The 11,795-nt window shown below is 60.6% G+C and carries 14 protein-coding genes, 1 tRNA gene and 1 pseudogene; 6 read left to right on the forward strand and 10 right to left on the reverse strand.

Annotated elements, in window-relative coordinates:
* Positions 1-149 precede the first annotated feature (149 nt).
* The 3 genes and pseudogenes from EXR36_13625 to EXR36_13635 all read left to right on the forward strand — a co-directional run bounded on the left by EXR36_13625 (position 150) and on the right by EXR36_13635 (position 1,609).
* Positions 150-362, forward strand: a complete 213-nt coding sequence (locus tag EXR36_13625) for a toxin-antitoxin system HicB family antitoxin (protein ID MSQ60644.1) — start codon at positions 150-152, stop codon at positions 360-362.
* 188 nt (positions 363-550) lie between these two features.
* A complete protein-coding gene (locus EXR36_13630; GenBank protein ID MSQ60645.1) occupies positions 551-790 on the forward strand; it encodes a hypothetical protein in 240 nt (79 codons plus the stop codon).
* Positions 791-834: 44 nt separating this feature from the next.
* A pseudogene (locus EXR36_13635) lies at positions 835-1,609 on the forward strand (hypothetical protein).
* A gap of 4 nt (positions 1,610-1,613) precedes the next feature.
* Here EXR36_13635 and EXR36_13640 read toward each other — a convergent pair.
* The 10 genes from EXR36_13640 to rplU all read right to left on the reverse strand — a co-directional run bounded on the left by EXR36_13640 (position 1,614) and on the right by rplU (position 9,998).
* Complete coding sequence (locus EXR36_13640) at positions 1,614-1,994, reverse strand: RidA family protein (protein MSQ60646.1); 381 nt, start codon at positions 1,992-1,994, stop codon at positions 1,614-1,616.
* A 116-nt stretch (positions 1,995-2,110) separates the two neighbouring features.
* A complete protein-coding gene (locus EXR36_13645; protein MSQ60647.1) occupies positions 2,111-4,186 on the reverse strand; it encodes a sodium-translocating pyrophosphatase in 2,076 nt (691 codons plus the stop codon).
* A gap of 219 nt (positions 4,187-4,405) precedes the next feature.
* Entirely contained in the window at positions 4,406-5,062 is a 657-nt protein-coding gene (locus EXR36_13650) for an adenylate kinase (protein MSQ60648.1), read from the reverse strand.
* Between the two features lie 52 nt (positions 5,063-5,114).
* Positions 5,115-5,885, reverse strand: a complete 771-nt coding sequence (locus EXR36_13655; GenBank protein ID MSQ60649.1) for a 3-deoxy-manno-octulosonate cytidylyltransferase — start codon at positions 5,883-5,885, stop codon at positions 5,115-5,117.
* Positions 5,886-5,962: 77 nt separating this feature from the next.
* Positions 5,963-6,142 (reverse strand): Trm112 family protein, encoded by a 180-nt coding sequence (locus EXR36_13660; GenBank protein MSQ60650.1) that lies wholly within the window; start codon positions 6,140-6,142, stop codon positions 5,963-5,965.
* Positions 6,132-7,121 (reverse strand): tetraacyldisaccharide 4'-kinase, encoded by a 990-nt coding sequence (locus EXR36_13665; protein MSQ60651.1) that lies wholly within the window; start codon positions 7,119-7,121, stop codon positions 6,132-6,134. Before EXR36_13665 ends, EXR36_13660 begins: the two co-directional genes overlap by 11 nt.
* The gene (locus EXR36_13670) at positions 7,121-8,242 is read right to left on the reverse strand and encodes a glutamate 5-kinase (protein MSQ60652.1); all 1,122 of its coding nucleotides are present in this window, start codon (positions 8,240-8,242) and stop codon (positions 7,121-7,123) included. Before EXR36_13670 ends, EXR36_13665 begins: the two co-directional genes overlap by 1 nt.
* A 3-nt stretch (positions 8,243-8,245) precedes the next feature.
* Entirely contained in the window at positions 8,246-9,316 is a 1,071-nt protein-coding gene (obgE, locus tag EXR36_13675; protein ID MSQ60653.1) for a GTPase ObgE, read from the reverse strand.
* 84 nt (positions 9,317-9,400) lie between these two features.
* On the reverse strand, positions 9,401-9,661 hold the full coding sequence (locus tag EXR36_13680; GenBank protein ID MSQ60654.1) for a 50S ribosomal protein L27: 261 nt from the start codon (positions 9,659-9,661) through the stop codon (positions 9,401-9,403).
* Between the two features lie 25 nt (positions 9,662-9,686).
* Positions 9,687-9,998: a 50S ribosomal protein L21 gene (gene rplU, locus EXR36_13685; GenBank protein ID MSQ60655.1), complete on the reverse strand. Its 312-nt coding sequence runs from the start codon at positions 9,996-9,998 to the stop codon at positions 9,687-9,689.
* A 121-nt stretch (positions 9,999-10,119) separates the two neighbouring features.
* Here rplU and EXR36_13690 point away from each other — a divergent pair, with 121 nt between their 5' ends.
* The 3 genes from EXR36_13690 (at position 10,120) to EXR36_13700 (ending at position 11,792) form a co-directional block, all read left to right on the forward strand.
* Positions 10,120-11,127, forward strand: a complete 1,008-nt coding sequence (locus EXR36_13690) for an octaprenyl diphosphate synthase (protein MSQ60656.1) — start codon at positions 10,120-10,122, stop codon at positions 11,125-11,127.
* Between the two features lie 70 nt (positions 11,128-11,197).
* Positions 11,198-11,274 (forward strand) — tRNA-Pro (locus EXR36_13695).
* A gap of 275 nt (positions 11,275-11,549) precedes the next feature.
* A complete protein-coding gene (locus EXR36_13700; GenBank protein ID MSQ60657.1) occupies positions 11,550-11,792 on the forward strand; it encodes a preprotein translocase subunit YajC in 243 nt (80 codons plus the stop codon).
* Positions 11,793-11,795: the final 3 nt, after the last annotated feature.

Below are 11,795 nucleotides of genomic sequence, written 5' to 3' on the forward strand. Positions count from 1 at the left end.
GATGAAGGAGACAATCACATAATGGAGTTGGCCGTGGCCGGAAACGCCGTGGCAATCGTAACTCGGAATATACGCGACATAACGCACGGCGAACTACGGTTTCCCAGCGTGCGTGTAATAACCCCCAAGGACTGTTTGGAGATCTTCCCTTGTCTACCTTGACCATTCGGCTTCCCGGCGACAAACATGAACGGCTAAAGTCGCTTGCGGAAGCTAGAAAAATCAGCATGAACAAGTTGATCGACGAGTTGGCGACCATCGCGCTTGCCAACTACGATGCTCGCACCCGTTTTCAGCTTCAGGTACGTAAGGGAAGCGCCCGGAAGGCGCGGGCGATTCTTGACCGGTTGGGCGATACCTAGTAGGCAGCCCCATGGTCATGGGTTAGTTGAGTTGCGACAAGCCTATGCAGACCATGGGGCGGTGGCTTTCAGGACTCGGCCTCTCGCGATACGCAGCGGATTTTGAACATTTAGCGAGATAAAGGGGATTCCGTAATCGTTGGCAGGTGTTACTACACGTTTCTATATTTGTGTGGTAACTTTATTCGATGCCGCTCCTCTTCCATGACCTGACGCTTGCTGCGCAGACAGCCTATGCCGAGGTTTTCGAGCAAGCGCGAACGCTTGATCTGATGACGCTGCCGGGGCTCACAGGCGCTTTCCACCGGCGGACGATCAAGTGGCATGAGTACATCTACTTTGGCTACCGGGACCCTACCGGGACCCTGTCGGTGGAGTGCAACGGCGGGTGTACGTTGGACCAGCCGGTGAGCGTATCGAGGCGTTGATCGAGCGCTTCACGCAGGTTAAGGCGCCGAAGAAGCTGGCTCCCATGGCTCAATCAGCCCTGGCGTTAGGATGTGCCGGTACACCGCCCAAGCACTACCGAATTGTGCGACAACTGGCGGCGTACTGTTTCTTCAAAGCGGGCGGTGTGCTCATCGGAACGCACGCGTTCGCCGTCATGGGGAATATGCTGGGCGCGCGGTGGATCTCGGGGGAGCGCACGTTGGACGTCGATTTCGCCCATGCGGGCGCGCAATGTGTCTTTGGCGCTGCCTTCCGATATTCGCATTTCGGTGCACGATGCGCTCACGTCATTGGAAATGGGCTTGCTACCGATACAGGAGCTCTCGGGTAGGCTGGAAGCGCAATACCGAAATCCAAGCGATCCCGAACTTCGGCTGGATTTCCTCACCTCGATGATCCGGGGGAGAAAATCGAACGTGGTTATCGAATCGCTCGATCTGGCGCTCGAACCTCTCAAGTTCATGGAGTTTTCGCTGGAGGGCACGACCCAGGGCGTGCTACTAGGGCGAGACGGGGCGTGTATCGTCAACCTGCCGGCACCGGCCCGCTACGCCGTGCATAAGCTCATCGTGTACGGCGAACGAGGCTCCCATTCAAGGGCGAAAGCGGTCAAGGACATAGAACAGGCTTCTGCCTTGGCGGAATGGCATTTGGTGCATAACCAGACCGAGTTGTTCAACGCCGCATGGCAGGATGCCCTGAGCTGCGGGCGAGGGTGGCGGTCGAGAGCGCTCGAAGGACGAAAGGCGTTGTTATCCCGGCACCCGTCCCTGGATTCCCGTTCGCTGTGGAACTGAACGTTCACGAATCGGTATAGGCCACCGCCTCGATCTCCACCTTGAGCCGTGGATCGACCAGCGCTTTGACTTCCACCAAGGTTGACGCTGGGCGGTGCTCGCCAAAGTATTCGATGCGTTGCGGATTGATCAGCGGGCGCTCGCGGATGTCGGTCATGAATACGGTCACCTTCACCACATGTTTTGCGCTTGCGCCTACGTGGCGCAGACAGGCATCGATGCTGGCGAGCGCAACGCGAAATTGGTCCACGGTGTTTTCGGGAATGGATCCGTCTTGCGCCATTCCGACGCAGCCCGATACCCACACGTGGGGTCCGGCGCGTACCACATGGCAGTAGTGGCTGACGGGTTTGGCTTGGCCTGGTACGAGATGGCGTTCGATCATGGCTGGCCCTCCTTATTCATGGCGGCCCTTACTCTACACCGGGCCCGGCGCGGATGCACTTCCCGAAAATGAAAACGGCCCGAACAGGGGCCGTTTCGTGAGGGCAAGAATGCCGCCTAAAGCAGAGGCACCAGCAGCAAGGCCACGATGTTGATGATCTTGATGAGCGGGTTTACCGCGGGGCCGGCGGTGTCCTTGTAGGGGTCGCCCACGGTGTCGCCGGTGACGGCGGCTTTGTGGGCGTCCGAGCCCTTGCCGCCAAAGTGGCCGTCTTCGATGTACTTCTTGGCGTTATCCCAAGCGCCACCGCCCGTGGTCATGGAGATCGCCACGAAGAGGCCGGTGACGATGGTGCCCATCAGCACGCCGCCCAAGGCTTGAATGCCCGCATCCTTGCCCATGAGCGCGCCGATGCCGAAGGCAACCGCGACGGGTACGAGCACGGGGAGGATCGAGGGAATGATCATTTCCTTGATGGCGGCCTTGGTCAGCATGTCCACGGCGCGGGAATAATCCGGCTTGGCCGTGCCTTCCATGATGCCTTTGATATCGCGGAACTGGCGGCGTACTTCTTCCACCACGGCGCTGGCGGAGCGGCCCACCGCTTCCATCGCCATGGCGGCGAAGAGGAAGGGCACCAAACCACCGATGAACAACCCGATGATGACCGCCGGGTTGGATAGGTCGAAGGTGACGACGCGTTTCGCGGCTTCGAGTGCATGGGTGTAGTCCGCGAAGAGAACAAGCGCGGCCAAGCCGGCGGAGCCGATGGCGTAGCCCTTGGTCACGGCCTTGGTGGTGTTGCCCACGGCGTCCAAAGGATCGGTGACGTTACGCACTTCCTTGGGCAGATTGGCCATTTCGGCGATGCCCCCGGCGTTATCGGTGATGGGGCCGTAAGCATCCAGCGCCACGATGATGCCCGCCATGGACAGCATGGAGGTGGCTGCAATCGCGATGCCGTACAACCCGCCCAGTGTGTAGGCGGCGTAGATCGCCGCGCATACCGCCAGCACCGGCCAAGCGGTCGAGCGCATGGAAACGCCCAGGCCCGCGATGATGTTGGTCGCGTGTCCAAACTGGGAGGAACTCGCCACGTGCTTCACCGGTTTGAAATCCGTGCCGGTGTAGTACTCGGTGATGATGACCATGAGGCCCGTCAACACCAAGCCCACGATGGCCGAGCCGTAGAGCCGCATCTGCGCACCGCCGGCAATGCCAAGCACTTCGTTCAGAATGTCGTCCGGCACCAGCCATGTGGTAATGGGGTAGAAGGCGATGAGCGCCAGTACGCCCGCGACGATCAAGCCGCGATACAGCGCGTTCATGATCTTCTGGCCGGGCTGGGCCTTCACGAAATAGCAGCCGATGATGGAGGCGATGATGGAGAATCCGCCGAGTGCCAGCGGATAGATCACCGCGGCTTCGGCGTTGGCCTTGAGCATCAGCGCGCCCAGAAGCATGGTGGCCACCGTGGTGACGGCATAAGTCTCGAACAAGTCCGCCGCCATGCCGGCGCAATCGCCGACGTTGTCGCCCACGTTATCGGCGATCACCGCTGGGTTACGCGGGTCATCCTCGGGGATGCCGGCTTCCACTTTACCCACGAGGTCGGCGCCCACGTCCGCACCCTTGGTGAAGATGCCCCCGCCCAGACGCGCGAAGATGGAGATCAAGGAGGAACCAAATCCCAACCCGATCAGGGGATGGATGATGTGATCGATGGCGTCGCCTGCGCCCGCCGCGTTTTTGAGGTACGCGTAATAGCCCGCCACGCCTAGGAGGCCCAAACCCACCACTAGCATGCCGGTGATGGCGCCGCCACGGAAAGCCACGTCCAGAGCGGGGCCGATGCCATGACGGGCAGCTTCCGCTGTACGCACGTTGGCGCGCACGGAAACGTTCATGCCGATGTAGCCGGCCGCGCCCGACAGTATCGCGCCGATGACGAATCCCACGGCGGTCGATATGCCGAGGAAGATGGCGATGATGACCGCCAGCACCACACCCACGATACCGATCGTGGTGTATTGCCGGTCGAGATACGCTTTCGCGCCTTGTTGTATGGCGCTGGCAATTTCTTGCATCCGCTCATTGCCCGCGGGCTTCTCCAAAATCCACTGGATGGAAACCACCCCATACACCAACGCTAGGACTGCGCAACCAAGCGCGAAGATCAGTCCATTAGACATGAAACCCCCTTGAAATAAAGACACTGGAATTACAGAACCCGGGTACGGTAGCGCGCTTGCATCTTGCGCTCCGGAAATACTTACTTCTTATTGGACTACGAAAGCAATTGGTCTTCGTCGCTGGATACCGCGTTCTCCGGCAAGGGCGCCGGAGGCGAGTGAGACAACCCGCGAGTTTACTAGAATGAGTTGGCTAAATGCCACTCTCATGCTGTGCCTTTAGTTTTGCAGAGCCTTGAAAATGGCGTCGCGGATCGAATCCATGCTGCCCACGCCCGCTACCTTGCGGCACTTCGGCGCGGCTTTATCGCCGCTGGCCGCCCACTTGGCGTAGTACTCCACCAGGGGTTTGGTCTGCGAGTGATAGACCTGAAGGCGCTTGCGGATGGTGTCCTCCTTATCGTCTTCGCGCTGAATCAAATCCTCGCCGGTCAAGTCGTCCTTGCCCGCGACCTTGGGCGGATTGAAGACAACGTGATAGGTTCTTCCCGACCCCACGTGCACGCGGCGGCCCGACAGGCGGCGTATGATCTCGGCGTTCTCCACGTCCACCTCGATCACGTAATCCAGCGGCACGCCCGCCAGTTTCATGGCGTCGGCCTGGGGAATTGTGCGCGGGAATCCGTCGAACAAGAAACCCTTGGCGCAATCCGCGTGGCCGATGCGGTCCTTGACCAGGCCGATGATGACTTGGTCTGGCACCAGAGCGCCCGCATCCATGAATTTCTTGGCTTCCAAACCGAGAGGGGTGCCGACCTTGAGGGCGGCGCGCAACATGTCGCCCGTGGAAATTTGCGGGATGCCATATTTTTGCGTGATGTGGGCCGCTTGTGTGCCTTTGCCGGCTCCGGGAGCGCCTAGAAGAATGAGTCGCATGGGGTTTTATCTCGGTGAGAAATTAGGATGGGGCGCCGAAAGGAGCTCGGCATTATGGACGGGCATTTTCGCCAAACAGGTGGCGCACATGCTCCAAGTCCTCCGGCGTGTTCACATCGGACTCAGGCGCGTGATGGGAGATCGTGACGGCGATGGAAAAGCCATGCCACAGGGCGCGCAATTGTTCCAGCGCCTCGAAGCGCTCGATGGCCGGCTGGCTCAACGTAGAGTAGGTGCGCAAAAATCCGCAGCGATATCCATATAGGCCGATGTGGCCCAGCAAGGGCAAGTCCCCGGGCAAGGAGTCCTTCGTTCTGGCGAACTCGTCGCGCGCCCAGGGGATGGTGGCGCGGCTGAAGTACAGGGCGCGGCCGTGCTTATCCAGCACCACTTTCACGAGATTCGGATCGAAGGCGCGGGTCGCGTTGGCGAGCGCAAATGCGGCGGTGGACATGCTGGCACCCGGATCGTCGTTGAGCACTTGAGCCACTTCGCGAATGAGCGCGGGCGGGATGCGCGGCTCGTCCCCTTGCACGTTCATCACGATGCGGTCTTCGCTCCATCCGCGCAGGCCCGCCACTTCGGCCAAGCGGTCAGTCCCCGAAGCGTGGCGGTCGGATGTCATCATCACATCGTGACCGAATTTCTTAACGGCTTCCTCGATTCTTCGATCGTCCGTGGCCACCCAAACTTCGGCCGCGCCGCTTAGCTTGGCTCGCTCCACCACGTGCACGACCATGGGCTTGCCCGCGATATCGACTAGAGCTTTACCGGGCAAGCGAGTGGAGGCGTAACGGGCGGGGATGACGACGACGAAATCCATTTTGGGCGTGAAGGGTGAAGGGTGAGGGGTGAAGGGTGAGAGTCACATTTCACGTCTCACGCTTAATGTTTCACGCACTAGACTTCTTCGGTGTCGGGAAGCTTGCGGGCGTCTTCTTCCAGCATCACGGGAATGTCGTCCTTGATGGGATAGCCCAGGCGGCAGGGCTTGCAGATCAATTCGCCTTCGGCCTTCTTATAAACGAGCGGCCCCTTGCATAACGGGCACACGAGGATTTCGAGGAGCTTAGCGTCCATTTAGGGCACGTACCTTGGCTAGGATGAGTTCGCCCAGGGCAGCTTCGATCTGGGCCGTGACGGGGAGATACCACCAATTTCGCTTGGCGAAGGCGGCGCATTTTACTGCATCCTTCTCCGTCATCAGCACCATGTCCTCTCCGGCGAAGGCGAGGTCCTGGGGACGAAACGGATGATGATCAGGGTAGGGGTGCTCGGTAATTGTCAGTCCGTGCTCGCGCAACTGAGCGAAGAACCGGGAGGGGTTGCCGGTGGCTGCCACGGCGCGCACGGCCGCATCCTTGAACTGGGAAACAGGGCAATTTTGCCACGGGTTCAGCAAGTTCACGCACTGCTCGCCCGCGAGGACCATCTTGTAATGGGGGAACTGGAGCGTGGACGTTGGGCCGTTACAGACGATGGCGTCCACCGAGTTCAAGCGGCTGATGGGTTCGCGCAAGGGCCCCGCGGGAAGCGGTAGGCCGTTGCCAAACCCGCGTGCGCCATCCACCACCGCGATTTCAATGTCCCGCGCCAGCGCGTAATGCTGCAAGCCGTCGTCGGAGATCAAAACGTCGCATTGCGGGTGGGTTGCCAGTAACGCTTGCGCCGTATGCACCCGGCTCGGGCCGCAAAAGACAGGGGCGGGTGCTCTGCGGGCGAGGAGGAGCGGTTCGTCTCCCACCTGTGAGGGAAGGCTGTCTGGGGTAACGGCTCGAAGAGTGCCATCTCCGCCGTAGCCGCGCGTGATGATGCCTGGCCGAAAGCCGTTGCGAGCCAAGAATTCCGCGAGCCACAGCACCACCGGCGTCTTGCCGGTGCCCCCCACGCAGATATTGCCAGCGACGATGACCGGAACCGCCAGCCGTGCCTGCTTCAGCACGCCGACGCGATACAGCGAGCGGCGCGCTGCCACCGCTATGCAGAACACGATGGAAAGGGGAGCGAGCGCGAGCGTCAGGGGAGTGCGCCGCGCCCACTGTCGCTCGATTCGAAGCACTAAAGCAAAACCAGGTTGTCTCGGTGTATCAACTCGGGCTCGTCCACGTAACCCAGCTTGGCTTCGATCTCGGTGCTCGGTGTGCGCAGAATGCGGCGGGTGTCCGAGGCGTTGTAATTGACGAGTCCGCGCGCCAGCTCGTTACCTTGCGAGTCGAGACAGCTCACCACTTCGCCGCGTTCGAACTCGCCCGAGAGTTCCGTAACGCCGATCGGCAACAAGCTCTTGCCGTCTTGCTTCAAGGCGCGCACGGCGCCAGCATCGAGCATGAGCCGGCCACGCACTTGAAGATGGTCCGCCAGCCATTGTTTGCGCGCCTGCAACGTCAAGGTATCCGCGCGCAAGTGAGTGCCAATCGGTTCGCCCTGGGCGAGGCGCAGCAACACGCCAGGTTCGCGGCCCGATGCGATCACCGTGTGTGCGCCGCTGCGGGCTGCGCGCTTCGCCGCGAGAATCTTGGTGATCATGCCACCGCGCGCAAAGCTGCTGCCCACGCCACCGGCCATTTTCTCCAGGGCAGGATCGCCGGCCTGCCCGTTGTGTACAAACTGGGCGCTTGGGTCGTGCCCTGGGTCGGCGGTGTACAGGCCGTCCTTATCCGTGAGGATGATCAGCGCATCGGCCTCCACCAGATTCGTAACCAGTGCCGCCAGCGTGTCGTTGTCGCCGAACTTGATCTCGTCGGTGGCCACCGTATCGTTCTCGTTGATGACTGGGATGACGTTCAGGGCGAGCAACGTGCGCAGAGTGGAGCGGGCATTCAGATAACGCTTGCGATCGGCCAAGTCCTCGTGAGTGAGCAGGAGTTGGGCGGCACGTAGATTGTGGGTGCGAAAGCAGTTTTCGTAGGCTTCCACCAGACCCATCTGGCCCACGGCGGCGGCGGCTTGTAATTCGTGCAATGCGTGCGGGCGTTTGCGCCACCCAAGGCGTTGCATACCTTCGGCAACCGCGCCGCTCGATACCAGAATGATCTCGCGCTGGCGTTGCTTCAATTGCGCGATCTGCGCTGCCCACCGGCCTAGCGCCGCGTGATCCAAGCCTAGGCCTTGGTTGGTCACCAAGCTGCTGCCCACCTTGACCACCAGGCGTCTGGCGGTGCTGATGAGGGATTGCGCCATGGATTAGCTCACTTCCTCTGCCGGAACAGCCTCCTCGCGCGCCTGCTGGGACAGAAACTCCGAAATGGCGAAGGTGAGTTCCCGGCAGCCTAACCCCGTGAGGGCGGATATAGCGTACACGCGGTTGCGGTCCTGCCCCTCGGCGATCTTGGAGCGGAAGTACCGTTGCGTGAAGTCCTTGATCTTGCCGGCCCGCTCGCTTTCCTGGATGGCGTCCAGTTTGTTGAGCAGCATCCAGCGCGGTTTGCGGTACAGATCTTCGCTGTACTTGCGCAGCTCAGTGGCGATCGCCTTGGCTTCGCGTACCGGGTCCGTTTCCTCCGCCATTGGCGCCATGTCCACCAAGTGGAGCAGCACCCGGGTGCGCGACAAATGCCTTAGGAACTGGTGGCCCAGTCCTGCTCCGCCGGCGGCGCCTTCGATGAGGCCGGGTATGTCCGCCACCACGAAGCTGCGGTTGTGATCGGTGCGCACCACGCCCAAATTCGGATGCAAGGTGGTGAACGGGTAATCGGCCACCTTGGGGCGCGCGGCGGAAACGGCACGGATGAAGGTGGATTTTCCGGCGTTGGGCATGCCAAGCAAGCCCACGTCGGCCAGCACGCGTAATTCCAGCCTCAGCTTACGGGTTTCGCCAATCCCGCCGCGGGTGAATTGCTTAGGCGTGCGGTTAGTGCTGGACTTGAAGTGCAGGTTGCCCTTTCCGCCCGCACCGCCTTTCGCGATGAGCGCCACCTGGTCGTGGGCAGCGAGGTCGGCTACTAGGGTGCCATATTCGGCCTCGCGCACGAGGGTTCCCACGGGAACGCCCAGGATGATGTCCTCTCCCGCCTTGCCATAACGGTCCGAGCCGTGGCCGTGCTCGCCGTGTTCGGCGCGGTGAATGCGGGCGTAGCGGTACTCGATGAGCGTGTTGAGATTGCGGTCCGCGCGCAGATACACGCTTCCGCCCTTGCCGCCATCGCCACCGTCGGGCCCTCCGCGCGGAATGAACTTCTCGCGCCGGAAATGGGCCGAGCCATCGCCGCCGTTGCCGGCGTGGATCTCGATATTGGCTTCGTCGATGAATTTCATGGCGGGACGGGCGGATTCGGATAAAGACGCCGGAGACAAAAAAGCCCTATCTTACGATAGGGCTTGTGGTTGGGTGCGGCTGGATCAGCCTACGGGGATGATCGCTACCATCTTACGGTTGTTCTCGCCCTTTACCAGGAACTTGACGTGGCCATCGATCTTGGCGAACAAGGTGTGGTCTTTACCGATGCCCACGTTATCGCCCGGATGAACCTGGGTGCCGCGCTGGCGAACGATGATGTTGCCGGCACTCACCAACTCGCCGCCAAAGCGCTTGACGCCCAAGCGTTGGGACTGGGAATCGCGACCGTTTCTCGAACTACCGCCTGCTTTCTTATGTGCCATTGTCTTATCCTTCGCTTGACTGAGTTTAGGCGGCGATGCCGCTGATCTCGATCTGGGTATAGTCCTGGCGGTGGCCCAGGGTCTTGCGGAAGTGCTTCCGGCGGCGCATCTTGAAGATTTTCAGCTTCTCGCCGCGCTCGTGGCCAAGCACCTTGGCTTTCACGGTGGCACCGGCCAGCAGAGGCTTGCCCATGGAGATGCTCTCGCCGTCCACGATCATCAAAACCTGGTCCAATACGACTTCGCTGCCGATCTCGGCCTTCAACTTCTCCACCTGAAGCTTCTCGCCAGCGCTTACGCGGTACTGTTTACCACCTGTCTTTACGATTGCGTACATGAACGCCTGCCGGTTCCCAAAAAAGGGGCGAACTATACCGAAGAACTAGGCCGGCGGTCAAACGAAGGCCGCAAGTCATATTTGACTGCCTCGATAGGCGTGCTCTATCCTTCCCCGCCTTATGCTTGAAGCAACCCTCTCCGCATCCGCGCGCACCGAGAACGAACTGGATTCGGTGCACCGGCTTGTGGCCACCGATCTGAATGCCGTGGATGCAGTCATCCGCGAACGGCTTCACTCGGAGGTAGCCCTCATCCGGAAGGTAAGCGAGCACATCATCAAGAGTGGCGGTAAGAGGCTTCGCCCCTTGCTGGTGATCTTGGCGGCGGGGGCCTGCGGCTACCGAGGGTCTGCTCATCATACGCTGGCCGCGGTGGTCGAATTCATTCACACCGCGACCTTGCTGCACGACGATGTAGTGGATGAATCTTCGCTGCGGCGGGGGCGGCCCACGGCCAATAGTTTGTTCGGCAATGCCGCGAGCGTGCTGGTGGGCGATTTTCTCTATTCCCGCGCCTTTCAAATGATGGTGGAAGTGCGGAACATGCGGGTGTTGGAGGTATTGGCCGATGCCACCAATACCATCGCGGAAGGCGAAGTGCTGCAATTGCTCAATTGCCACAACCCTCGGACCACGGAAGACGCCTATCTGCGGGTCATTCGCTACAAAACGGCGAAGCTGTTCGAGGCCTCGGGGCGCTTGGGCGGCATCGTCGGAGGCGTGCCGGTCTCCCAGCAAGAAGCTCTTGCGCACTACGGAACGCATTTGGGGACGGCATTTCAATTGGTGGACGATGTGCTCGATTATTCCGGAGACCTCGCCCAAACGGGCAAGAATCTGGGCGACGATCTCGCCGAAGGCAAGCCGACGTTGCCATTGATCCACGCCATGAGGCATGGCACGGCCGAGGAAGCGGGAGTCATCCGGTCCGCCATCGAACAAGGCGGGCTGGAAGAATTCGAGCCGGTGATGGCGGCCATTCGCCACACGGGCGCGCTGGAATACACCAGGCGCCAAGCGTTCGCCGAGGCGGAGAAGGCAAAGGCTTCGTTGAGCGGTCTCGCGAGTTCTGCGCACAAAGACGGTCTGCTACAATTGGCGTCCTTCGCGGTGTCGCGCTCTTACTAGTAGCTAGCAGTACAAAGTGGGAGCTTGCCGGTGCCGCGTGGTCCGGGTTCCCTGGGCCAGCTAAAACGTTCGGGGTGTAGCTCAGCCTGGTAGAGTACTGCGTTCGGGACGCAGGAGTCGGAGGTTCAAATCCTCTCACCCCGACCAAGTTTTTGTGTGCGCGATGGCGTGCCGCGTCCGAGAGCGAAGCCGCGAGTAAAGATTTATCGCATCGTGACGTAATTCATCGTGACCTAATTGTTCCCCGGCTAATTGCCGCGATATTCGAAGGCACCCGTGCTTAGCGCAATGACAATGTCGTGACACCCGGAGCAAGGCTGGGCTATGATTGCCAACAATGAAACCCTCCGCCCTCATTTTCGGATTTTGCGCGCTCCTGCGCACCGTGTTGCGCGGCATTTCCAATCCCATGGACTGATCTCTTGGCAAAAATCCTATTCATTGTCGTTTTGTTGCTGGTTGCGTATTTGTTCTTCAAGAGTTGGCGCAAGGATGGCGGTGGCGGCCACAGGCAACCCGAGGAAAGTAAGCTCCCCGAGGATATGGTCCGTTGCGAAGTGTGCGGCGTGAATCTTCCCAGGAGCGAAGCGTTCATCACTCAAGGCCGCCTGTTTTGCAGCGACGAACACCGCAAAGTGGGTGTGGACAAGGGCTCCCGGCCCTGATGC

The sequence above is a fragment of the Betaproteobacteria bacterium genome, assembly GCA_009693245.1.
GTDB lineage: Bacteria > Pseudomonadota > Gammaproteobacteria > Burkholderiales > SHXO01 > SHXO01.

Excerpts from the sequence above, each read along its gene's own strand:
- EXR36_13630 (MSQ60645.1), top strand. The coding sequence starts at position 551 with ATGCCGCTCCTCTTCCATGACCTGACGCTTGCTGCGCAGACAGCCTAT.
- EXR36_13640 (MSQ60646.1), bottom strand. The coding sequence starts at position 1,994 with ATGATCGAACGCCATCTCGTACCAGGCCAAGCCAAACCCGTCAGCCAC.
- EXR36_13645 (MSQ60647.1), bottom strand. The coding sequence starts at position 4,186 with ATGTCTAATGGACTGATCTTCGCGCTTGGTTGCGCAGTCCTAGCGTTG.
- EXR36_13650 (MSQ60648.1), bottom strand. The coding sequence starts at position 5,062 with ATGCGACTCATTCTTCTAGGCGCTCCCGGAGCCGGCAAAGGCACACAA.
- EXR36_13655 (MSQ60649.1), bottom strand. The coding sequence starts at position 5,885 with ATGGATTTCGTCGTCGTCATCCCCGCCCGTTACGCCTCCACTCGCTTG.
- EXR36_13660 (MSQ60650.1), bottom strand. The coding sequence starts at position 6,142 with ATGGACGCTAAGCTCCTCGAAATCCTCGTGTGCCCGTTATGCAAGGGG.
- EXR36_13670 (MSQ60652.1), bottom strand. The coding sequence starts at position 8,242 with ATGGCGCAATCCCTCATCAGCACCGCCAGACGCCTGGTGGTCAAGGTG.
- obgE (MSQ60653.1), bottom strand. The coding sequence starts at position 9,316 with ATGAAATTCATCGACGAAGCCAATATCGAGATCCACGCCGGCAACGGC.
- EXR36_13680 (MSQ60654.1), bottom strand. The coding sequence starts at position 9,661 with ATGGCACATAAGAAAGCAGGCGGTAGTTCGAGAAACGGTCGCGATTCC.
- rplU (MSQ60655.1), bottom strand. The coding sequence starts at position 9,998 with ATGTACGCAATCGTAAAGACAGGTGGTAAACAGTACCGCGTAAGCGCT.
- EXR36_13690 (MSQ60656.1), top strand. The coding sequence starts at position 10,120 with ATGCTTGAAGCAACCCTCTCCGCATCCGCGCGCACCGAGAACGAACTG.